Origin of the sequence: Gardnerella coleohominis (assembly GCF_002896555.1) — a bacterium.
In the GTDB taxonomy this organism is placed as follows: domain Bacteria; phylum Actinomycetota; class Actinomycetes; order Actinomycetales; family Bifidobacteriaceae; genus Bifidobacterium; species Bifidobacterium vaginale_F.
On sequence record NZ_MNLH01000002.1, the window covers coordinates 352,807 to 375,404 of the forward strand.

Below are 22,598 nucleotides of genomic sequence, written 5' to 3' on the forward strand. Positions count from 1 at the left end.
AATTGAAGGAATCGAATAACGAATCGAATAACGAATCAAATAACGAATCGAAAAAGGATTGTGCTTCCGGCAAATCTTGTTCTTTAGCTAAGTCCGATTGTTCTAAATCAGATTGTGCTACCAAAAACATGAAATCTTCGGGATCTAAGAAAGTTAGCAAGTCTTCGCAGTCCTATGTTTCAAATAATCCTTTAAGAAACAATATAAATATGGCTGCAACTGATCTTCTAACCTTCTCCTATAAGCATATTATTAAGCCACATATGGTTTTCAATGTTCCGCCTGACGAAGCTCATGAGCGCATGTTGGTTTTGTGCAAAGCTTTTTCTGACAATCCTTTGCTTATGTGGCTTTTGCGTTCAACTTTGGATTATACGGATCCTGTTTTGGAAACAAATGTTATGGGATTAGATTTTGACAATCCTTTTGGCTTGAGTGCTGGTTTGGATAAGAATTGCGATTTGACTGTTGTTCTTGACAATGCAGGTTTCGGATTTGAAACAGTCGGATCTACTACTTCTCGCCCTTGTGCTGGTAATTCAAAGCCTTGGTATCATCGTTTCCCTGAATATGATTCTATTTTGGTTCACGCTGGTTTAGATAACGATGGCAGTGAGGCTGTTGTTGCTCGCGCTGAAAAGGCTTGGACTCGTTCTCGTATGAATATTTCTGTGTCTATTGCTCGCACGAATGATGATTTAGTTGGCGATTTAGACGAAGGCATTGAAGATTATCGTATATCGCTTGAGCGTGCTGCTGGGCGTACTTCTATGATTGAGGTGAATATTTCTTGCCCGAACACGTGCGCTGGTGAGCCTTTTACCAAGCCTGAAGCATTGGATAAGCTTTTTACAGTGCTAGATAAGGTGGATCGTCCTCAGCCAACTTTGGTTAAGATGCCTTTGAACGTGCCTGGCGGTTGGGATCAGTTTAAATCGCTTCTTGATGTTCTTGCTGAGCATAAGGTTGATGGTGTTACTATTGCTAATTTGTGCAAGAATCGCGCTGGTTTGAATATTCCTGCTGATTTGCCTGGCGGACTTTCTGGCGGCCCTACTTATAAGGCAAGTAATGAGTTGATTCGTAGAACGCGTGCTGCTTTTGGCGATCGTTTTGTTATTGCTGGAGCTGGTGGCGTTTTCACTCCTCGTCAAGCGTATGAGAAGATTCGCGCTGGATCTGATTTAGTTATGTTTATTTCTTCTCTTATGTATAGAGGACCTCAGCAAATTAGTGTTTTGAAGCGAGGATTAGCTAGATTGTTGAAGGCTGATGGTTTTGAGCATGTTTCTGACGCTGTCGGAATTGATGCTTAAGTCTTCAGTAAGGATTTAGTAGGCGTTTAGCAAGTCTTTAGCAAGCTAAACCTTTTAGAGCCTGGTTTCTTATAAGCCAGGCTTTCTTAATTGAGTTGGTTGCGCTTTTAGCCACTCTTTTTGAGTTCGATTTTGTGCGCTTTGCGCTCAAGAATAGTTGATTTTGCTTTTATTTGTTCGCTGCATTGCGTTGCGCACAGATAAACGCTCAATCGCGTTTGTTTTTTGCGTATATGTGTGCGATAATGTTCGTATGATTTCTTCACAGCGTCAGCAATTAATTCTTAGTAGACTTCGTACAAGAGGCGCAGTTCGTATTACTGCATTGTCTAAGGAATTGGCAGTATCTGCTATGACTATTCGCCGAGATATAGGCGAGTTGTCGGATAAAGGTTTACTTAAGCGTGTTCATGGCGGCGCTGTTACGACTAATACTTTGTTAAGTGAGCCGCTGTTTTCTGTTAAATCACAGATGGATATTGGTCTGAAAGATGCCATTGCTCGTAAGGCAGTTGGTTATGTGCAGCCTGGCGATGTTATTGCTATTGGCGGTGGTACTACTGCTTATGTGTTTGCTCAGCATTTATTAGAGTCGCGTCAGGCTTCTGGCATTACGATTTTGACAAATTCGATTCCTGTTGCTGAACTTGTGCAAGCTTTGGAGTCTAAGGATGTTGAAGTTATTGTTACTGGCGGTGTGATTACTCGCTCTAATTCATTGGTTGGACCTATTGCAGATAAAGTTGTTTCATCTTTGAGAGTGAACACTGTGTTTTTGGGAACTCATTCAGTTTCGCTTCCGCGCGGATTCCTTATGCCAAATTCTCTTGAAGCTGCTACTGATATGGCTTTGATGGAAATTGCGGATCGTACGATTATATTAACTGATCACACTAAGTGGAGGTGTACTTCGCTTTCGCTTTTCGCTCGATTTGATCAAGTCGATATGGTTATAACTGATGATAGATTAGAGCCAAATGCGCAGCTTCGAACGCGTGAGTTGGTGAAGGATTTGATACTTGCACCTACTAGTGAAACTGTTGATAATCATTCGATTTCTATAGGTATGTAATACAGTTTCACTTAATTTTTAGAGTATTAGGCTTTGGTTAAGTATTATCAAAGTCTATTAAAGCGTTGCTAATGTGATATACATCTCATTTGTAACGCTTATTTTTTAGTAGGATTGCGCTATTTCTAACAATATTCGTGTGTTAATTATTGGTAATTATTTGTTAATTATCTTTTAAATATGTTCAAGTTTGTTAGAAATATGCATATTTTAGGTATATTTTGCGTATATTTTATGTTTATTTTTCTTAAAATAAGCTTTTATAATGTTATCTTTTGTTTTCTCAAATATTGTTAAAAATACTCAAAATACCGAAAATTGCATCCTAATACTTTTAAATATGGTCAAAGAAATGAAGTACACTCATTCTTGCGACACGGGTGCTTTGTGTGAACAAAGCTGAGAGAAACCGCTTGAACGTGAATCCAGATAATGCTGGCGCACGGAGGTCTGTTTTCCCGTGCCTAAATATCAAAAATTGCGTTTTAAACAATTAAATCGCAATCAAGTTTGAAAGGCACAATTTATGTCAAATAATATTGCTAAACCAAAATCTCATTTAAGATGGCGAGTTATTGATATTTCAGTAGCTTCTGTAATAGCTGTTGTATCTGCTGTAATTTATTGGGTTGTTTCAGCTTTTTGCACGGCACCTTGGGATTTTCTTCAGTCTCTAGTACCTGGATTGGCTGGTTTGATTAACGGATTATGGCTTTTTGCAGGCCCATTGGCTGCAATCATAATTCGCAAGCCTGGAGCAGCTCTTTATACTGAATTGCTTGCTGGTGTTATCGAAGGTCTCATGGGTAATATTTGGGGCCTTCCACATACATTTATTGTTTCAATGATTCAGGGAATTGGTGCAGAAATAATATTCCTAATACTTCTGTATAAGCGTTGGAATATCTGGTATACGGCTCTTGCTGGAGGTTTTTCTGGTATTGGAACTTGGGTGAACTCCGTTTTTAATCATTTGCAAGGTGTTGGTTTATTCGGAAAATACGGAATTGTACTCTTTACTACAAGTTTTATTTCCGGAGCTGTGTTTGCAGGTATTCTTATGTGGTTCTTGTATAAGGGTATACGTAAAACGGGTGCATTAAGTTCTTTTGCATCGGGACGTTAACAAATCCATATATTTAATAAGTCCATATATTAAATAAACTACGCATCATTGCCATAAAGGATTTACTATGCCTGATGACTTTCAAAAGCAAGTTCTAATAGAAGAAAATACTAAGAATTCCGAAACATTCCTTCCGTCGGATTCTTGTAATGCTAGTCTCCGTTTCGATAATTGGGGTTATCGTCATGCTACTCGCAAACATTTTGCTGTGCGCGGGTTGAATCTCACTATTGAAGCGGGTCAAAGAGTTCTGCTTCTGGGAGCGTCAGGCATAGGAAAATCCACCATTCTTGAAGGTGCTGCTGGAATTATAGGCAGCAGTATTATTGAATCTCAAAATAAACAGTCGGATAATTCTAATAAATCAGATTCTTCTAATAAATCGGATTCTTCTAAGCAGACGGGATCTTCTGATGAATCGGATTCATCAGTTTCAATAGAAGATGAAGACGGTGGAATAAGCGAAGGCTGTGTGTACGTTGACGATATTCCTGTTCGTCAAGCTAGAGGAAAAGTTGGATTAGTATTACAAGATCCTGATGCGCAAGCAATTTTCCAACGTTTAGGCGATAACGTTGCTTTTGGACCGGAAAATATGAATATTCCGCGCGAGCAGATTTGGCAGCGCGTAGAAAAAAGCATTAAAGAAGTTGGGCTTGATGGATTGCAATTGCATCGTTCAACATCACATTTAAGCGGTGGCCAGTTGCAAAGATTGGCTTTGGCTGGAGCTTTGGCGATGGAGCCACGTGTTTTGCTTTTAGATGAGCCTACTGCGAATTTGGATCCGAACGGAGTAAATCAGGTTGTTAAGGCTGTTAAAAATATCTTAGACTCAACCAACGCAACTATGGTACTTGTTGAGCATCACGCTGAGCCGTGGATTGACATGATTGATAGAGTAGTGGTTTTAGGTTTAGATAACAACGATATTGATAAATCAGACTCATCTGCAATCTCAAGTTCAGAATCAAACTCAAACTCAAATTCAAACTCGGACTCAGAATCTTTGGAAGAAGTTCACGATGATGATATTGCGCGCGCGTCTTCTGCTAGAACGGTTATAGTAGCGGATGGCTCTCCTGATGAAGTTTTTACGCGCACTGATTTAGACTTTGAGGATCTCGGAATCTGGCTTCCTAGTAAATATAAAAATTCGCATAATAGCTCTTATAAATCGAATAATAATTCATCTAATAGCGTTGGAAAAGTAATCCTTTCAACTAAGGATTTGTCTATAAGTCATACAGATCAGCCTATTGCCGAGCATATTAACTTGGAATTTAAGTCTGGACAGATTACAGCTTTAGTCGGCGCTAATGGAGCTGGAAAATCAACGCTTTCTCTTACTTTAGCGGGTCTTTTGCCGGCGGTAAGTGGTGAAGTAGTTGCAAGTGATGAGCTTTCAAACGGTGCTCGTGGAACTAATCCTATTAAATGGAAATCATCTGAATTGGCTAAGCGTATTTCATATGTTTTCCAAAATCCTGAACATCAATTTGCGTGTGCAACTGTTTTGCAAGAAGTAATGCTTGGGCCTTTGCGTACGGGTATGAGTGCTGATGATGCTCGCGCTAAAGCCGAGTCTTTGCTTAAAAGATTCCGATTGTTTAAGTATGCAAATTCGAATCCTTATACTCTTTCCGGCGGTGAAAAGCGTAGGCTTACTGTTGCTGCATCTTTGGCTGCAGCTCCTAGTGTGATTATTTTAGATGAGCCAACTTTTGGTCAGGATCGCAAGACTTGGATGCAGATTATTCGTTTAATCGAAAGTCTTAATAAAGACGGCGTTTGTATTATTGTTGTAACTCACGATGAAGAATTAGTAGAAGCTTTAAACGCGCGTGTAATTGAATTGATTGCGGATAGTAATGATTCTGCTGATAGTAAAGCTTGCAAGGATAGTAGCGCTTCTGCGGATAGCAAGTCTTGTGCTGCTAACAAGCCTTCTGCAGATAGTAAGTCTTCCGCAGACAACAAGCCTTCTTCTACGGATAGTAGCTCTTCTGAGTCTAGAATTTCTGTAAGCAATGTCAATTTACGCTCTGAAGATCCAAGGAAATCAAGCTGTTCTCCTGTTCTTGCTTACATGAATCCTGTTTATCGCATGTTTAGTGCATTTCTGTGTTCAATTCCGCTATTGGTAACTTTGGATTCTATTTCAGCATCTGTTGCGCTCGCAATAGAATTCATTATCTTGGCTTTTATAAAAATTCCGCCTTGGAAAGTTATGTATTTATCTTGGCCTGTTTGGATAGGCGCTCCAACCTCTGCTATTACAATCTTTCTTTATGGTAAATCGGGCGGAAGCACGTGGTTCGAGTGGGGCATGATTCATGTCACAGATAGGTCTGCATCTTTAGCAGTAGCCACATTTTTAAGGATTTTGGCTATTGGAATTCCGTCAATTGTAACAGTTATAGGTATAGATGCTACTGATTTAGCAGATGCTTTTAGTCAAATATTGCATTTGCCAGATCGCTTTGTATACGGCGGATTGGCTGGAATTAGAATGTTTAACGTTTTGAAAGATGATTGGCGAGCTTTAGGCGCTTCCAGACGATCTCGTGGTATTGGCGATGGAAATAAGTTAAAGGCATTTTTCCCTCAAATGTTTGCTTTGCTTGTTTTATCAATTCGCCGTTCCACTACTTTGGCTGTAGCTATGGAAGCTAGGGGATTTGGAGGCTCTACTCCAAGATCTCACGCTCGAATTAGTAAAGTAAAAGCTTGTGATTGGATTTTGCTAGTCGTTAGCTTAATTATTCCTGTGATTGCATTATCTGTAGCTATATATACTGGATCGTTTGCTTTCTTAGGTGGATATAATTAAAGCGATATTTTGCATCTGCAATAAACGTACTATCTGCGTATTGTCTGCGTATTATCCGCTAAAATGCTATGTTTTTTCGTATTTATATGCTGCAAAAATGTCCATTATTATGCATAAATTTATAACTTGTATGCTTTCGATAAGAAAATGCCGCATAGTTTTCTTGTCATTAGTCTAGCCAGCTTTATTAAGATTTGGCGGATGGAAGCCCTGAAAAGCAAACTTTTTGGGAAAGATTATTCAAAGTAAGTTTAAAAAGTTGAAATTATACTAATTTGCTTTTTATGCTAATTTACTTTGATGTAGCTTACGTCGATATGCGGCGGCGAGGAGGAATTATCATGGTGAATGCTGTAGAAGCATTTGATGCTAAGCATCTTAAGTCTGCTGAGGAAATCCCAGCTTTCCGTCCTGGTGACACCGTTGATGTCAACGTGAAGATTCAGGAAGGTAATAACTCTCGTATTCAGACCTTTACCGGCGTTGTTATCGCTCGTAAGGGTGCTGGCGTGCGTGAAACTTTCGTAGTTCGTAAGGTGAGCTTCGGCACTGGTGTTGAGCGTCGCTTCCCACTCCATTCCCCAGCTATTGATTCAATCAAGCTGGTTCGTAGCGGTCGCGTTCGTCGCGCTAAGCTTTACTACTTGCGCGCTTTGCGTGGTAAGGCTGCTCGTATTGCTGAGCGTCGCGATAACTCTGCTAAGTAAGCACCGTTATTTTGTTTAGTCAACGTTTACTGTGATTCTCGTAATTTAATTTATTTATGATTGCGTGATTTGGCAGTAAACGTTGATTTACAATTTGATATTGAGTTTATAACTTGTAAAAAGTGCAGGGTTAATTTATCAAAGGATTTATATGGCTGCTGACAACACGATTAAAAGTGATAACCATATCGTTACAGTTGCAGGGCATGGTATAGATCCTTCTCCTGTTCCTGCGGATGACGCTATTTTGCCAGATAATAATTCGCATATCGGCAGGCATGCTAAGGCTTCGAAATCTTCTAAAAAAACTTCGTGGCGAGATATACTTCTATGGTATTGCACGCCAGTTATTGTGATGATTCTTATACGCATATTTATTTTGGGCGCGTATACTATACCATCCGGGTCAATGCTTGATACTATTCACATCGGCGATAATGTGATTACAACTAAAATGACTCCTAAAATTTTCCCTTTGCATCGCGGAGACATTGTTGTTTTTGAGGATCCTGCGAATTGGTTGAGTGGTGATCCAAGCGTTAAAACTAGCCTTCTTTCAGGTAAAAATCTTATTAAGCGTTTAATTGGTTTGCCTGGGGATGTTGTTGAGTGCAAAGGTTCTGGCGCTCCGATTACAGTAAATGGTGTAGAAGTTCTTGAATCTTCGTATATTCGTCCTGGTGTTGAGCCAAGTTCCTTCCCGTTTAAGGTAAAAGTTAAGCCTGGTCATGTATTTGTTTTAGGGGATAATCGCGCTAATTCTGCGGACTCTAGATACCATCGTAACGATGGCGATGATGGTTTAGTGCCTATTTCGAAAATTGAAGGTGTTGCTTTTATGCGTTTTTGGCCAATTAATCGAATTGGGCTATTAGATTCTCATCATGATGCTTTTGATAAAGTTCCGGAACCTGCAAAGTAATTAAACCAATAACGATAAATAATATGTCTTCAATCCCTTTAATTCCTTCATTAAAATACGAGAGAAATCTACTTAAAAATGGCTATGATTGGGTTGTAGGACTCGATGAAGTCGGTCGCGGTTCCTTGGCTGGACCGGTTATGGTTGGAGCTGCAATAATCGGCTTTAAACAAGTTGCGCCTAATGCTTGTGAAGATTCAAGCTCTAAGCCTTCGGTTGATTGTTTAGAAGAGACAGAAGATAATATTCCTGCTGGTTTGGCTGATTCCAAGCTTCTTACAGAGCGTAAGCGTGAGGCTTTATACGATCCGCTTAAAAAATGGTGCAGTGCTTATGCTGTTGGCTCTTGTACAAATCACGATATTGATGATTGGGGTATTGAATATGCCTTGGGGATTGCTGCGTTAAGAGCTATAAGTAGCGCTCAAGAAAATCTAATAACGACTTTTAGCAAGAATAATTCTGATATTAAATCTTCAAGTAAAAATATAAAAAATATAAAAATGGCTGCTATTTTAGACGGCCCGTATGATTACATAAGCAAAGTGTCTAATACTTTTGACGCTCCGATTTTACCTATTTCAATTGATGTTCAAACTTTAGTTAAAGCAGATCGACAATGCGCAAGTGTAGCTGCGGCAGCTGTTATAGCTAAAGTTACTCGAGATCATATGATGGTTGATTACGCTAGCTTAGAAAAGTATGCTTTATACGATTGGGATCATAACAAAGGTTATGGTTCTAAAGCGCACCGTCAAGCAATAGCAAAATATGGTCCTAGCGATTTGCATAGGATTTCTTGGCATCTTGGGTGAGATAAAAAAGAAAGTGAAAAAGTAATGTCTTTAATATCGCATAACAAGCGCGTTTCTATGCTTGACGTGGCTCGTGCTGCGGGAGTAAGTCATCAAACTGTTTCCAGAGTTATTAATAATTCTCCTGATGTTGCAGCTTCTACGCGCGTAAAAGTTATGGATACGATTAAAGAATTAGGATATCGTCCTAGCAATGCTGCTCGCGCATTAGTTACAAGTCAATCGCATACAATAGGCCTAATCGTGGGCGAATCTATGATATTAGGCGTAAAAGATATGATTTCTTCAATAGAATCTGCGTCTAAATCCAGGGGATATTTTCTTTCTTTAAGTATGGTTAACGAGCTTCTTTGCACTCAAAGCGATGTTGACACTATTGTTGAAAGTTTTGAAGAGCAAAATGTTGACGGAATTATAGTTATAGCTTCAACAGATGCTATGTTTGCTGCGGCGTGCAAAATCAGTTCAAGTATTTCTCGCGTTATTGTTACTTCTACTCACGGATCTGTAAGTATTCACGAGGGTAGAGCTTTGTTAAACAAATATTCAAATTCTACTAACGCTAAGTTTTCTATTATCGGCATTAATCAATGGCGAGCTATGGCAGATGTTATTGGCGTTATAAACGTTAGAGGACATCGTGATGCATTGTATGTGGCTGGTCCTTTGATGTGGAGAGATGCTGCAACTCGGCTTACAGCGTGGCATAAAATTTCGCAAGCAAACGGTATAAGATCTAGGATTGTTCAGTGTGCTTCTTGGAAGTCTTCTGAAAGTTATTCGCGCTTAAATCACGTGATTGAACAATATGGTATTGAAGGTTTAACTTTGCCTAGCGTGATTGTAACAGCAAGTGATTTGCAAGCTATTGGCGTAATTCGTTCTCTTTATGAGCATGGTTTTCGCGTGCCTGCGGATGTTAGTGTTGTTGGTTTTGGGGACGATCCTGGTATGAGTGATTTTTTCCCTCCTCTTACAACAGTAAATATTGATGCTTCAACAATGGGAGCTTTGGCTGTTCGAGAAGTATTAAGACTTATTAATGGTGGTCCAGAATTTGCTTTTGCAGATATGGCTCATGGCGTTGGATTGCATCCAGCAAATGTTGTTTTGCGATCATCTTTAGGTCAATCTCACGTTTAAAGTTTTTAATTGCTCGTTAGCACAAGCAATTTGTGTTTTTAAATCTCTTTTGTTTTTTAAATCTCTCGCATGTTTTAAATCTCTAATTGAGCTTTCGATTTGCGGCGTGTCGAATGCGCCTATCCAGCGTAATCTTGTAATCGCATGTTGATTGGCAATAACATATAAGTTATATAAACATGTGTTATCAGCGTTGTTATCAACATGTTATTACGTAGTGAAGTGTGCATGAAATGTGTTTAGAGTGTGCTTGTGATGGGGCTTGTGATTGGGTTTATGAAGTCGTGTGAAGTCGTGTGAAAATGTGTGAGCTAAAAACATCGATATATCGCTGTTTATAAGAGAAATGGGTATTAATGATTAATCGTTTCTTCGCTTTTGTGCCGGGTGTGAAACATCTTGTTGCATTAAAGTCAGCATGTTTGGCTGTTTCATCTCTTTTGAATATCGCCTTAGTTTATGTTTGCGTCGGAATTTTATCTCCTGTACTAAGGCCTATTCATACTTCTCATCAATCGCTGATGTCCACTGTTGAATTAACTTCGTACGTTATTGCTTTTTTGGTATTAGTTGTTATTAAATATTTAATTCTACGTTGGTCATATAGCTTAGGCGGAGATATAAGTAATCACGTTGCTATGCGATTGCGTCCTAAAATGCTTCGCGCAATACTTTCTCTTCGCTTAATAAAAGATGAAAATACTCCATATTTATCTGATTATTCTAAAGATTCTCAAGTCTTAGATGAACACTCAAATTTGTCTTTAAAAAACTCTGATTCTTTAAACAGTGATGTAGAAAATATGCAAATGTGGTGTGGATTATTCATACCGCAAGTATTTGCTTCTGTTGTTACTCCTTTAGTTATAAGCGCTGTTCTTTTTTCAGTTAATCCTTCTATCGCGGCTATTTCTTTAATGACAGCCGTTTTTACAGTTGCAACAGCTTTTTGCGCACTGATACTAGAAGTATCGCCTATAATTCGTTGCTCGTGTGCATTATTTGCTTATATTTCTGCAGCTGCAGCGATTATCTCAACTATATGGGTTTCCTCAATTCGCGGTGTTGGCTTACCTTCAGCAATGCTAACTATGCCATTGTTAATGCTTAGTATAGAGCCGTTAAGAAGATGCGGAAGATATATGCATATGGCAACTTTCGCAAGAAAATCATTTGAAAGAATCAGCTATTTGCTAAAGCGAGTAGCAGATTCTCCAGTTTCAGCATTATTTGCGGACGATTCCACAAAATTATCTTTGCCAGATGGAGCTAATAATCTTGCCTTAATAGTAAAAGCAGAAATTCCTTCGTCAGATCCTTCGTCAAATCATTCCTCAATTCATTCTTCTAATCATTCCTCAGATTTTCCGTCTTACTTAAAGTTTGTTGCGCAAACAGGTTCGATTAATTTTGTGCCAGCAAAATTTAACGATATTGTAAGATCTGCAGTTTTGTCAGGAGCTGGTTTTAGTACGAATGCGGATGTGACTCTTAGATACAATGATCGCTATGAATTAGACGATGCTTCAGATGATTCATATTCGTACAATTCATACGACAATTACAATTATGACAAAGACGATTCGCCATTCGTCGGTTCGGAATCTTTCTCTAAATTAGAGCAATCTTCTAAAATTTCTCTTTCTGGAGCAAAACCAGGAGCGCTCGCGGATTTAGTAAGTGTTGTAAGTGAAAGAAGTCATCTTTTTGCAGATACTTTGCGTTCTAATCTTCTTATGGCTGCCCCTCTTGCAACAACTACGTCTATGTGGGAAGCTTTGCGCGAAGCCAAAATAGATGGAATTGTATATGCGGATTATGACGGATTAGATTTGCGCATTGATCGCTTTAAAGAAAATGCCATTTCTCAAGGGGATTCTCGTGGGGATTCTCGTGGTGAGGCTGAAGCTCAAAATAGCGTTCAGAGTGTTTCTCAGGGTGTTTCACAAGGCTACTCACAAAGCTACTCACAAGGCGATTCTAGCGATAACTCTAATAGCTCTATTTATGATTCTGAGTGCACTATGCGGAAATTTATTTTAGCGCGTGCTTTACTTAGACATACTCCAGTATATATAGTCGATTTTTCGCGTGAGCTTATGGGGGATCGCGAATCGGCTAAAATTTGTGCTATTTTGCGAAAACTATCTAAAAAAGCTATTGTAATCGCATTAATGCCTACTAGTGCTCACGAATCTGGAATAGTGAATAACGAAGATTTGCTTCCAATAGAATTCCAGAATAAATCGGGTGAAGTTATAAAAGATAATGTAGATTTATCTGATTTTTATGCGAAAAATGATGATTTGGCTGAAGTTGAAGAATTCAAAAAATCAGTATCTGAAAACAAAGCTGAAAATGACTTTTATAAAGAATCAGGCAATTCAGGCAATTCGAGCAAATCAAGCAATAAGAAATATCCTAATTTCGTGTATTCGATGATTAAAGCTTTTAGAGCTTTTGTTTCTGTATTAGCTACAGCAATAAGTGTTTCTGCTGCAATTTTCATTCCGGTATGTACAGTTGCGTCAATGTTCGCAATGGTTGGCAGGCCTATTTTTGGATTCAATATGCAAGAATGTTTGCAAGGAACGCTTATATGCATGCTTTTGAGGCTTATAACATTATTAGCTTCGTTTGCAGGATTTGATTTCCATAAGGCTCGTCAACGTAAAGCATCGCTGACAATGACGCTAGGCTTAACTTTTGCAACAATCCCAGCTTTCTTGCTGCTTTGGTATTTCAATAAGCAACTTATGATACTTTCAATCGTAATTTATGTGCTTGTAGTAGTGCTTATACCGTGGTATCGATTTGTTCGTTCTAGGAAGATAGAACGCAGCGTGCATAAGCACATGCATGTATTAAAACGCGAAGTGCAAGATATTGAGCTTGGAATGGATGAAGTTTTAGCATTCAGAGTGGGTGAGCAATGTGTAGATAGAATGATTCAAACAATGGAGCGCATTTCTGTGCAGCGCATGAGATTAGCTCGTCGTTTAGCAACAATGTGTTCGCTTGTTATGTCTGTTTCGTTGGTTGGAATGTTAGTTGGGACTATGATAATTGCCCAAAACGTGCATCCTGAGCCAGCGAATATACCTGCATGGAGTACAGTTTACGCTGTTATGGCTGTAATCGTGTTAGTAAGTTTGCTTAAGCAGATAGCAGATGTTGTATTGCGTCGTACACAGTGGGTGGTGAATTTTGGCGAGTAAGAAGCCATCTTCCTTTAGCTCACAATATAAAGGCAAAATAATATCGCGTAAACGTTCGTGGCTAGCGCTTATGTGGCTCGTGCTCTTGGCTGCAATTGTTGGAATTATAGTAGGCTTACTTTTGCCGCATTTGAACAATAATGTTGCCCAAGTTACAGGCTCTTACGAAGCTTACGGAAGCGCTGCTGATGCTTTAAAACTTTTGCAGGTACAATCTCCGCATACTGCTGGGTACGATAGAAAAGTTTTTGGATATCGCACTACTGACGATGATGGCAATGGGTGCGATGTTAGAGATGATGTTCTTGCTCGCGATTTAAAAAACGTGCGTTTTACTTATGTTGGTTCTTGCACAGTAAAATCTGGAATATTGCATGATCCGTACACTGGTTTGCAAATTAATTTTAAACGCGGACGTAAAACAAGTTCTTTAGTTCAAATCGATCACGTTGTAGCATTAGAAAACGCGTGGCAGTCCGGAGCATGGAAGTGGAGCGTTAAAAAGCGCTTGAGTTTTGGCAATGACATGCTAAATCTTTTAGCAGTTCAAGGTTCTGCGAACGAAAAGAAGGGTTCGGCTTCTGCTGCTTACTGGCTTCCATCTAATAAGTCGTTTAGGTGTTCGTATGTTGCAAGGCAAATCGCTGTAAAACGTAAGTATAATTTGTCTGTTACGTCTGCAGAAAAGCAAGAAATGCTATCTGTTCTTCACGGATGCAGTGCTCAAGAATTACCTAAAAAGTAGCTTTCGTTACCTTAAAGGTAGCTTCTGTTGTCTTAAAAGTAGCTTTTGTGTTTTCGTTACCTTAAAGGTAGTTCTTATTCTCGTATGCTAGCTCTGGCTATTTGATTTCTTACTATTCGATTTCTGGTATTCTATCTCTGATTATTCGATCTGCTCAGAAAGACTCATCCATTCTTCTTCTAACAAATCAGACTCGTTTGCAATAGCTTGCAATTCCTCGTTTAGCTTTTGCAAACCAACAAAGTCACTTGGGTCATGTGAAGCCATTTGTGCTTCAAGATCCGCTTTTTGTGATTCGAGTTTAGCTAGTTTGCGTTCGATTGCAGAAACTCGTCTTGCAGCATCGTGATAGGCTTTTCCGGTGAGTTTTGGCTCAGTTGTTGTATTTTCTGAGCTTTCCGTACTTTCTTTAGTTGCAGAATTTGCAGAACTTTCAGTATTCGAAGCACTTGCAGCGCCAGCAATATTCTTAGCGCTAGTATTATTTTCGTGATCGCGTTGCAGATTTTCTACAATTTGCAAATACTCATCTACACCACCAGGCAAATGGCGGATTTTGCCATCAAGCAAAGCAAATTGCTGGTCTGTTACGCGCTCAAGCAAGTAACGATCATGCGAAACAACAATCAAAGTTCCTGGCCAAGTATCAAGCAAATCTTCCATAACAGCCAACATATCTGTGTCGAGATCGTTTCCAGGCTCGTCCATAATCAGCACGTTTGGCTCGTCAAGCAAAATCAGAAGCAGCTGCATGCGCCTTTTTTGGCCGCCTGAAAGATCGCGAATAGGAGTCATAAGCTGCTCTGGCTTAAAACCAAGTCGTTCCATCAATTGACCAGGAGTTACCTCTTTGCCATCAATCACGTAACTTGGCTTATATCTGCTTAAAACTTCTTTAACTTTATACTTTCCAAGCTTTTCCAGCTCGTCAAGCCTCTGCGAAAGCACGGCAAATTTCACAGTTTTGCCAATATTCACATGGCCTACAGTAGGTTTTATAGATCCATCAATAATGCTTAATAATGTAGATTTTCCTGCACCGTTAGCGCCCACTATTCCAAAACGGTCGCCTGGGCCAATAAGCCAAGTCACGTCGTCTAAAATCATGCGGCCGGTAATAGTTTTACGCGAAGCTGCCGAAGTTTCTGCAATGTTTTCTACGCTCGTATCGGTATCGTCAGAAGAATTTTCTTGATTTTTGTCAACGGCGATAGTAACGCTTCCTGTGTGAGTTGGCTGCGCAAAAGCGGATTCTACGATATCGATTTTATTTGATTTTTCTGCATTAGATTCAGATGAAGATGTGCTTTCTGCAATACCTTCACTTAAAGCTGTGCTTTCTGCAATATCTGGATCAATATTTTTTAGCTGCTGAGCATTGTCAAAAATTTGGGTAACGTCAATTAAATCAACAACTTGCTTACCAAGACGCGAAGTAGCCATCTTCTTTAGCTCAAGAGTATCTCTTAGAGGTGGCACATCTGCAATAAGCTCGCGTGCTTGCTTTACGTGGAATTTCTGCTTAGTGGATCGCGCTCTGGCTCCTCTTGAAAGCCAAGCCAATTCTTTTCTCGCCAAATTTCTGCGACGTTCTTCGCGCACATCCGCCTGGCGCTCGCGCTCAACTCGTTGCATCATATAAGCGCTGTATCCGCCTTCAAATGGGTCAATAACGCCATCGTGTACTTCCCACATCGAAGTGCAAACTTCATCCAAGAACCAACGGTCGTGCGTAACTAAAAGCAATGCGCCTTGACCAGGAGTCCAACGATGAATTAAATGCTCTGCAAGCCAATGAATTGTTACAACATCCAAATGATTTGTAGGCTCATCTAATGCAAGAATATCCCAGTCATGCAGCAATAATCTTGCTAAATCAGCGCGCCTACGCTGGCCTCCAGAAAGAGTGCCAACTTTCGCTTCCAAATTTATGCCGCCAAGAAGAGACTCTACGATTTCGCGCGAACGCTGGTCAGCAGCCCATTCGTAATCTTCGCGATTTTCTAAAGCAGCCTCACGAACCGTAGCGTTATCATCTAAAGGATCGCGCTGGTCAAGCATGCCGAAAGTCAATCCGCCGCGCCTTGTTACGCGACCGGAATCAGGCGACATGTGACCAGAAAGAAGACGCAATAACGTTGATTTTCCGTCGCCATTACGCCCGACTATTCCAATTCGATCGCCCTCGCAAACACCTTGAGTGACATCTGTAAAAATAGTTTTAGTTGCGAATTCTAGCGATACTCGTTCTAATCCCAAATCATACGTAGGCATAAGGCACAAATATAGCCGTAGACTCATATATTCACATAAATCTACGTAGCTATATTTAATTTATTCAAAAAATAAGCTATTCCGTGCAAATGTTATACATATTTTTACAAGATACGCTTTGATATTAGTTAGGCAGAGATTTGAGATTTTTCGCAGCGAAAGAGGCGAGCCTCAGCGTCGCTAGATGGTGACTCGCCGAGAGAGCAAGAAAAATCGAAAAATCTCGGTGATTAACCGAAGATTAAAAGACTAAACATGCCAAGAGCTGTCGAAGTTTCTCTTAGAGCAATGTAAAAATCTTGCGATGAGAGAAACTCCGAGAGCTCAGCAACATTGCATAGGAAACCTGTACCTCACGAGAGCGTAACGTCTGCGAGACAAGTAATCCTTATTCCTCACCACCACAGCCATATCCTCGCTTGCAATGAGAGAAACTTCAAGAGCTCATCACCATCGTATAGGAAAATCCTTATAAAAATACTTATGAAATTGCGCGCAAAATAACGGTTTTGATGTTGACATAAATATTGCTACGTTTTATAATTGCCACGGTCGGTAGGTAAGGCTACCACGGGGATAAGGGTTGCTGCCGCGTCACAGTGGAGACACTGCAAGTTGGTCAACAGTCGTTGTCGATTTCAAGGCTTCGACTAATGCAACGCCACCGCCCTGCGAAGCTGAAGCTTGAACGACAGATTAAGACTGATTTTTCAATGATTGTTAGCGGTCTTGTGTCTTCTTGCTTGACTTCCGATCAACGATGATGTGGTTTTGCGTTGGCGCGCACAGGCTAGAGGAGGTGATTGCCGTGAAACATGACAGTAGTAGTTGTAATCAGAGTACTAACACAGTTAATACAGTTAGTGACGATTCAGACAGTACTAGTAGTAGTACGGACGTTCCTCCTGAATATATAAAAGCCGGCAATTGCCGCCAAAATATTTGCGATTAAAGATTTCAAAGTCTTGAATTTGCTTGAATTTGCTTGAGTTTACTTGGATTTGTTTAAGTTTACTCGAGTTGAATTGAACTTGTGCTTTAAGTGGTGATAAGCGGCTCTTAAAAAAATAAGCGTTCCCAGAGGACTTATCATGACAATATTTACAACATCTGGAAAAAATAGCGCTGGCTCGCAAGTAGACGAAAACACTCGTTTCTGGTCAGATATTATTGTGTGCATCGGCATAATCGCGTTATTTGGCGTAAGCGCATTCCTTATTCAACGCATAAATCAGCCGATTGGTCCAAGTGGCATACCATCTAAGGTGCCCACGGATTTAATCAATCTGCCTTTATACACTTTGCTCTCAGTATTTCGCATGCTGATCGCATTAGTTGCATCTCTTATTTTTACTATTGTTTACGGCTCTCTTGCAGCACGCAGCCGTAGGCTTGGCAAGGTGCTTATTCCTCTTCTAGATATTTTGCAATCAGTTCCAATTCTTGGCTTCCTTTCTGCAACTGTCACTATTTGGTTGGTAATTTTCCCTGGATCGATGCTTGGTGTTGAAGCCGCTTCGATTTTCGCGATTTTCACTAGCCAAGCGTGGAATATGACTTTCTCATTCCATCGTTCACTTTTAAGCGAACCTAAAGAATTGGATGAGGCTGTTCGTAGTTTGCAACTTACGCATTGGCAGAGATTCTGGGTTTTAGACATGCCAAACGCAATGATTCCGCTGCTTTGGAATTGCATGATGAGTGTTGGCGGAGGATGGTTCTTCCTCACAGCTTCCGAAATGATTTCAGTGAACAATCACACTTACGCTCTTTATGGAGTTGGCAGTTTCGTGGCGCAATCTGCTGCAGAAAACAAGCTTGGAAACATTTGGTGGGCCATCGCTTCAATGGTTGTTGTCGTGCTTGCGATTGACTTCTTACTTTGGAAACCTCTTACAGCTTGGGCGGAAAAATTCCGTATAACTCAAAGCTCTTCAGACGAAGAAAGACACAGCGCTATTTTGACAATTATTCGTCATTCGCATGCAGATGAGGTAGTTAGCAAGCTGTTTTCGCCAATTCGTGAAGCTCTTGAAACTATTACTCGCCCGTTTGGTCGTACAGGATCTAAATGGCCTCGTAAAGCATCCCAGCGCAAGATTGGTGATTTAGTTTTCAACATTCTTATGATTATTTTAATAATCGCGTGCGCTGCCCAAATGCTTTATTTTGTTGCTACTCGTACTGGTTTGCAAGAGTTCGCAAAAGCTGGAGCGTTAGGAGCTTTGACTTTTGCGCGCGTTGCAGTGCTGATTCTCGTAAGCTCACTAATCTGGGTGCCGGTTGGCGTGTATATTGGCATGAATCCTAAGATTTCGCGAATTATGCAGCCGCTTGTACAAATTCTTGCTAGCTTCCCAGCAAACTTCATATTCCCATTTGCAATGATGTGGTTCATGGCTTGGAATATTGACCTCGGCTGGGGAAGTATTATTTTGATGGCTCTTGGAACGCAATGGTACATTCTGTTTAACGTTATTGCTGGAGCTAGTGCGATTCCAGATGATTTGCGCGAAATGACAAGAAGTTTTAGATTGAATAAAACTTTGAGATGGAGAACTCTTATTTTGCCTGCAATTTTCGGATCTTGGTGCACTGGAGGTATTACTGCCGCTGGTGGCGCTTGGAATGCTTCGATTGTGGCTGAGATTGTGGAATACGGCAAAAATCACATGGAAACTCAAGGTTTAGGTGCATATATTACTTCGGCTACAACTATGGGTGACTCTGTTAAAACGCTTGTTGGAGTAACGGTTATGAGCTTAATAGTTGTGTTAAGTAATCGACTGTTCTGGGCGCCTTTGCAAAGGTATTCGGCAAAAAGATACGTGTTGAATTAATCGAATAATCAATCGAATAAATCAAATAAACTACGGAAAATTAAACTTTTTAACTTTATAAAACAGATTGGCAAAATTATGAACACTTTGAACAAAACCGCGGAAAAGGATGCGCAATCTTCAATCACAAGCGATATTATCGACGCAAAGCACATAAGCCAAAGCTTTACATCCGATAGTGGCACTACTCAGCACGTGCTTCACGATATATCCTTTACTTTACGAGAAGGTGAAATCGTAGCAATCCTAGGTCGTTCTGGGGCTGGAAAATCGACGTTCTTGCGAACTATGGCTGGATTAATTCAGCCAACTGAAGGAACTGTTACGTATCGCGGACGTGAACTTACAGGTCCAAACCCAGGTGTGGCAATTGTGTTCCAAACCTTCGCACTTATGCCATGGCTTACCGTACAAGATAATGTGGAGCTTGGTTTGCGCGCTCGAGGAGTTAGCAAAGAGAAGCGCACGGAACTTGCGCTCGCTGCAATAGATGCGATTGGTTTGGACGGCTTCGAAACCGCTTATCCTAAGGAGCTTTCTGGCGGTATGCGTCAGCGTGTGGGTATTGCGCGTGCACTTGTTTTGCGCCCGGATGCGTTGTTTATGGATGAGCCTTTCTCTGCGCTTGATGTGCTTACAGCTGAGAACTTGCGTCAAGAAGTTCTTAAGCTTTGGTCAAGCGAAGAGCGTGATATTAAATCTGTGTTGATTGTGACTCACAATATTGAAGAAGCTGTTCAAATGGCTGATCGTGTTGTTGTTCTCGGATCACACCCTGGGCATTTGATTGCGAACGTTGAGGTTGATTTGCCTCGCCCTCGCGATAAGCATAGCGCGGAATTTGAAGCAATGGTCGATAATCTTTACGCTGTTCTTACAGGATCTGCCCCTGATGGATCTGAAGAAACCAGCTCTTCGGATTCTGTGGTTGATCAAGTTACAGAGCAGACTGTAGATGATGAAGATGCGGAAGATACTGAAGCAGCTGCAATTGCCGATATGCTTGTTGCTAAGCATCACGAAGATGAATCCGCTGCGGACGATGAAAATAATAGCGATTCGAACGATTCTGATTCTTCTTCAGAACATGTTGCTATGCATCTTCTGCCTAACGCAACTCCGGGCGGAATGGCTGGTTTGCTTGATGTGATTTCTGAATATCCAGAAGGCATTGATTTGGCTGATTTGGCTGCGGATCTTTCGTTTGAGATTGATGATTTGTTCCCACTCGTTGATGCTGGAGCAATGTTAGATCTTATTACTGCAGACAATGGCCATATTACTATTACGCAAGCAGGTGAAGAATGGCATAATGCCGATATTCTTCATAGTAAACAAGTGTTTGCTCGTTTAGCTATTGAACATGCTCCGTTAGTTCATGCTATTGATCAGGCTTTGAGTCGTAATCGTAATGGCAAGCTTCGTGGTGAATTGATTCTGGATTTGCTTCGTAGCAAGCATACGGATGCTTTGGCTCGTCAGCAATTCGATATTGCGATTAGCTGGGGCCGTTATGGTGAGCTTTTTGATTACGATGCTGACGATGATGAGTTGACTCGCACTGTTGAAACAGCTCCTTTGGATGCTGCAGCTAGATAATCGCGACGGCAGGTCGTCGCGCCGAGCTTGCTCAAAGTTGAAAGTCCAGTGGACTTTCAACGCAAGCGAGGTCTGCCTTCGTCAACAAAGACGAAGTCAGTGCAGATTTTGCCTGTCTTTTGACACTAGTGCAGTATGCGTTCTGCGTTATGGTCAGATTTTGCCTGTCTTTTGACACTGGCGCAGAAAAGATTCACTTATTAAAGGCTATGCGACGCCCCACGCGCTTATAAGGCGAGCGCTTCTTCTTTTTAACCGGCAAACCAGCCCACCAAATGTATCCGCATACTATGCACAAGCTGGCCACGCTCCAAACAATCCACCACGGGAATCTAGGAACATCCGGCTTCTTTCCTCGAAGCGCTTTATCCGATGTAGGAGTTGGAATTATGTGTTCGCCCGTTATCAAAATTCTCTGAGTATTAATACCAAGAGGAGTACAAGTAATCAAAGTCACCAAATCTTTCCCAGGAACAGCGGCGATTTTCTTGGTTTCATCTGGGTTTACAACTATTTTGTCAATAACGCGATAAGTTAATATTTCATCAAATACTTCAATAGTAAAAGTGTCGCCTTTAACGATTTCGTCAAGTCGCGTAAACATTTCGGCGCTAGCAAGACCACGGTGGCCTGTTATCACAGAACGTGTGCCACTGCCGCCAACAGGAAGCGAAGTTCCGCGCAAATGTCCTAAACCTTTAAGAAGAGTAGCATCTTCCGTGCCATGGTACACAGGCAAATCAAGGTCAATTTTTTTGATTCGCAAACGCGCCATCAAACCATCATCGTTTACTTTCAACTGATCCCAATAATCTTGACTTGCGTCCGAAGTAGCACCGTGAGAAGTTGGAATATTAGTGTTCGCTTCATAAATAGCGCCGGAAGAAAGCTTACGATTATATTCCCTTGCTCGCTTTAATTGCTCGTGCGGAGCTGGGACGGCGTGGGTGATAAGTTTCGCGTATTCCGCAGCAACTTCAGACATGTGATACTGGCTAATCCACATTGCTGCATGCGGATAAATAAGAGAAGCAAAAGATGCCAGCAGCAAAATAGCTGGAATAATAGACGATTTAGAAAACTTCCAATGCTTACGACTTTTAGTAGATTTTGAATCGGTAGACTTTGAATCGGTGGACTTTGAATCAGTAGAGTCGGAATCGGATAGCTTTGAATCGGACAGCTTTGAATCAGACAGCTGGGAATCAGATGACCCATCGTTGGAATCTATTGCGTCTAATTCTTTATCAGGATTTATGTCGTCTAAAGTGTTTGAAGTTTTATGAGCGCTTGAGGTGATTGTGCGCTTACTTCTATTTACGCTGCTTGCTTGTTTTGCTTTACGCGAAGACTTGGCAGGTTTGGATTTATACAAGTAGTCGAGCGGATCATCGTCTAAATAGTCAAGAGGATCGTCATTGTCTGAGTAGTCTGGAAACTCAGCGTTGTTTAAGTAGTCGAGAGGGTCGCTGTTATTTAAGTAGTAAAGCGGATCTGCGTTATCCAATTTGTCAGAATCATAGTAAGCATCATTGGTATTGCCATTGGAAACATTGCTTTTCGAATGTTTTTCTTTAGAATCAGGCACTATACTCGGACTAAAGAATTGGAATATGCGCATAAAAATTATGCTATCACCCGACAGAAACTTTAACGTTGGCTTCAACGGTGGGTTTAACTGTGGATTTACTGATTACTTAACGTTTGCTTTAACGATTACTTTACAATTTACAAAAGTGGGCTTAATGGGGTTCGAACCCACGACCTTCTGCTCCGGAGGCAGACGCTCTATCCACTGAGCTACAAGCCCGCAACCTGTGAAAGTATACACGTTGCTAGGGATTGCAGCATATGATTACTTTTGCAAATTTTGGTGCTTTTGCTCACGCTAACTAGCTAGCGTTAAGTTCGCCAATCGTCGGAACATAATTACGCCAATCGTCGGAATGATACACCAGTCAAGCCTTACAGCACAGATGACTCAGTTC

Annotated in this window: 13 protein-coding genes, 1 tRNA gene, 2 pseudogenes and 1 riboswitch; of the genes and pseudogenes, 13 read left to right on the forward strand and 3 right to left on the reverse strand. The window is 40.8% G+C overall.

All coding sequences use genetic code 11. From position 1 onward, the window contains the following. Positions 1-128 precede the first annotated feature (128 nt). The 10 genes and pseudogenes from BFS05_RS03375 (at position 129) to BFS05_RS03420 (ending at position 13,897) form a co-directional block, all read left to right on the forward strand. Positions 129-1,316 carry a quinone-dependent dihydroorotate dehydrogenase gene (locus BFS05_RS03375; protein ID WP_103084621.1) on the forward strand — a complete coding sequence of 396 codons (1,188 nt, stop codon included), beginning with the start codon at positions 129-131 and terminating at the stop codon, positions 1,314-1,316. A gap of 253 nt (positions 1,317-1,569) precedes the next feature. Beyond that, complete coding sequence (locus tag BFS05_RS03380) at positions 1,570-2,388, forward strand: DeoR/GlpR family DNA-binding transcription regulator (RefSeq protein WP_103084622.1); 819 nt, start codon at positions 1,570-1,572, stop codon at positions 2,386-2,388. A gap of 526 nt (positions 2,389-2,914) precedes the next feature. Further along, positions 2,915-3,514 (forward strand): ECF transporter S component, encoded by a 600-nt coding sequence (locus tag BFS05_RS03385; protein ID WP_103084575.1) that lies wholly within the window; start codon positions 2,915-2,917, stop codon positions 3,512-3,514. Between the two features lie 67 nt (positions 3,515-3,581). Further along, positions 3,582-6,347, forward strand: coding sequence for an ATP-binding cassette domain-containing protein (locus BFS05_RS03390; RefSeq protein ID WP_103084576.1), 2,766 nt, complete (start codon positions 3,582-3,584; stop codon positions 6,345-6,347). A 341-nt stretch (positions 6,348-6,688) separates the two neighbouring features. Then, positions 6,689-7,054 (forward strand): 50S ribosomal protein L19, encoded by a 366-nt coding sequence (rplS, locus tag BFS05_RS03395; protein ID WP_103084577.1) that lies wholly within the window; start codon positions 6,689-6,691, stop codon positions 7,052-7,054. Between the two features lie 151 nt (positions 7,055-7,205). Then, on the forward strand, positions 7,206-7,976 hold the full coding sequence (lepB, locus tag BFS05_RS03400) for a signal peptidase I (RefSeq protein ID WP_103084578.1): 771 nt from the start codon (positions 7,206-7,208) through the stop codon (positions 7,974-7,976). A gap of 23 nt (positions 7,977-7,999) precedes the next feature. Continuing rightward, entirely contained in the window at positions 8,000-8,791 is a 792-nt protein-coding gene (locus BFS05_RS03405) for a ribonuclease HII (RefSeq protein ID WP_103084579.1), read from the forward strand. A 24-nt stretch (positions 8,792-8,815) separates the two neighbouring features. Continuing rightward, a complete protein-coding gene (locus BFS05_RS03410) occupies positions 8,816-9,934 on the forward strand; it encodes a LacI family DNA-binding transcriptional regulator (RefSeq protein ID WP_258004217.1) in 1,119 nt (372 codons plus the stop codon). 356 nt (positions 9,935-10,290) lie between these two features. Next, a pseudogene (locus tag BFS05_RS07200) lies at positions 10,291-11,778 on the forward strand (ABC transporter); the annotation flags it as partial. Between the two features lie 1,444 nt (positions 11,779-13,222). Next, positions 13,223-13,897 carry an HNH endonuclease family protein gene (locus BFS05_RS03420; RefSeq protein ID WP_103084581.1) on the forward strand — a complete coding sequence of 225 codons (675 nt, stop codon included), beginning with the start codon at positions 13,223-13,225 and terminating at the stop codon, positions 13,895-13,897. A 141-nt stretch (positions 13,898-14,038) separates the two neighbouring features. Here BFS05_RS03420 and BFS05_RS03425 read toward each other — a convergent pair whose 3' ends face one another. Next, on the reverse strand, positions 14,039-16,171 hold the full coding sequence (locus tag BFS05_RS03425; protein ID WP_103084582.1) for an ABC-F family ATP-binding cassette domain-containing protein: 2,133 nt from the start codon (positions 16,169-16,171) through the stop codon (positions 14,039-14,041). 544 nt (positions 16,172-16,715) lie between these two features. After that, a riboswitch (M-box (ykoK) riboswitch) is annotated at positions 16,716-16,875 on the forward strand. Between the two features lie 104 nt (positions 16,876-16,979). Between BFS05_RS03425 and BFS05_RS06990 the strand changes: the two genes are divergently transcribed. The 3 genes from BFS05_RS06990 to BFS05_RS03440 all read left to right on the forward strand — a co-directional run bounded on the left by BFS05_RS06990 (position 16,980) and on the right by BFS05_RS03440 (position 20,610). Further along, positions 16,980-17,123, forward strand: a complete 144-nt coding sequence (locus tag BFS05_RS06990) for a hypothetical protein (protein ID WP_258004218.1) — start codon at positions 16,980-16,982, stop codon at positions 17,121-17,123. Positions 17,124-17,262: 139 nt separating this feature from the next. Then, positions 17,263-19,011, forward strand: a complete 1,749-nt coding sequence (locus BFS05_RS03435; protein WP_103084583.1) for an ABC transporter permease — start codon at positions 17,263-17,265, stop codon at positions 19,009-19,011. A gap of 78 nt (positions 19,012-19,089) precedes the next feature. Next, positions 19,090-20,610, forward strand: a complete 1,521-nt coding sequence (locus BFS05_RS03440; protein ID WP_103084584.1) for an ABC transporter ATP-binding protein — start codon at positions 19,090-19,092, stop codon at positions 20,608-20,610. 238 nt (positions 20,611-20,848) lie between these two features. Here BFS05_RS03440 and BFS05_RS03445 read toward each other — a convergent pair. Together BFS05_RS03445 and BFS05_RS03450 are read right to left on the reverse strand one after the other, a co-directional pair. Then, a pseudogene (locus BFS05_RS03445) lies at positions 20,849-21,808 on the reverse strand (class C sortase); the annotation flags it as partial. A 539-nt stretch (positions 21,809-22,347) separates the two neighbouring features. Next, positions 22,348-22,420: transfer RNA gene (locus tag BFS05_RS03450), tRNA-Arg, on the reverse strand. Positions 22,421-22,598 lie beyond the last annotated feature (178 nt).

What these genes read in the sequence shown, in the direction of transcription:
- BFS05_RS03380 (WP_103084622.1), top strand. Translation starts at nt 1,570, where the DNA reads ATGATTTCTTCACAGCGTCAGCAATTAATTCTTAGTAGACTTCGTACA.
- BFS05_RS03375 (WP_103084621.1), top strand. Translation starts at nt 129, where the DNA reads ATGAAATCTTCGGGATCTAAGAAAGTTAGCAAGTCTTCGCAGTCCTAT.
- BFS05_RS03410 (WP_258004217.1), top strand. Translation starts at nt 8,816, where the DNA reads ATGTCTTTAATATCGCATAACAAGCGCGTTTCTATGCTTGACGTGGCT.
- rplS (WP_103084577.1), top strand. Translation starts at nt 6,689, where the DNA reads ATGGTGAATGCTGTAGAAGCATTTGATGCTAAGCATCTTAAGTCTGCT.
- BFS05_RS03390 (WP_103084576.1), top strand. Translation starts at nt 3,582, where the DNA reads ATGCCTGATGACTTTCAAAAGCAAGTTCTAATAGAAGAAAATACTAAG.
- lepB (WP_103084578.1), top strand. Translation starts at nt 7,206, where the DNA reads ATGGCTGCTGACAACACGATTAAAAGTGATAACCATATCGTTACAGTT.
- BFS05_RS03440 (WP_103084584.1), top strand. Translation starts at nt 19,090, where the DNA reads ATGAACACTTTGAACAAAACCGCGGAAAAGGATGCGCAATCTTCAATC.
- BFS05_RS03420 (WP_103084581.1), top strand. Translation starts at nt 13,223, where the DNA reads ATGTGGCTCGTGCTCTTGGCTGCAATTGTTGGAATTATAGTAGGCTTA.
- BFS05_RS03435 (WP_103084583.1), top strand. Translation starts at nt 17,263, where the DNA reads ATGACAATATTTACAACATCTGGAAAAAATAGCGCTGGCTCGCAAGTA.
- BFS05_RS03425 (WP_103084582.1), bottom strand. Translation starts at nt 16,171, where the DNA reads ATGCCTACGTATGATTTGGGATTAGAACGAGTATCGCTAGAATTCGCA.
- BFS05_RS03405 (WP_103084579.1), top strand. Translation starts at nt 8,000, where the DNA reads ATGTCTTCAATCCCTTTAATTCCTTCATTAAAATACGAGAGAAATCTA.
- BFS05_RS03385 (WP_103084575.1), top strand. Translation starts at nt 2,915, where the DNA reads ATGTCAAATAATATTGCTAAACCAAAATCTCATTTAAGATGGCGAGTT.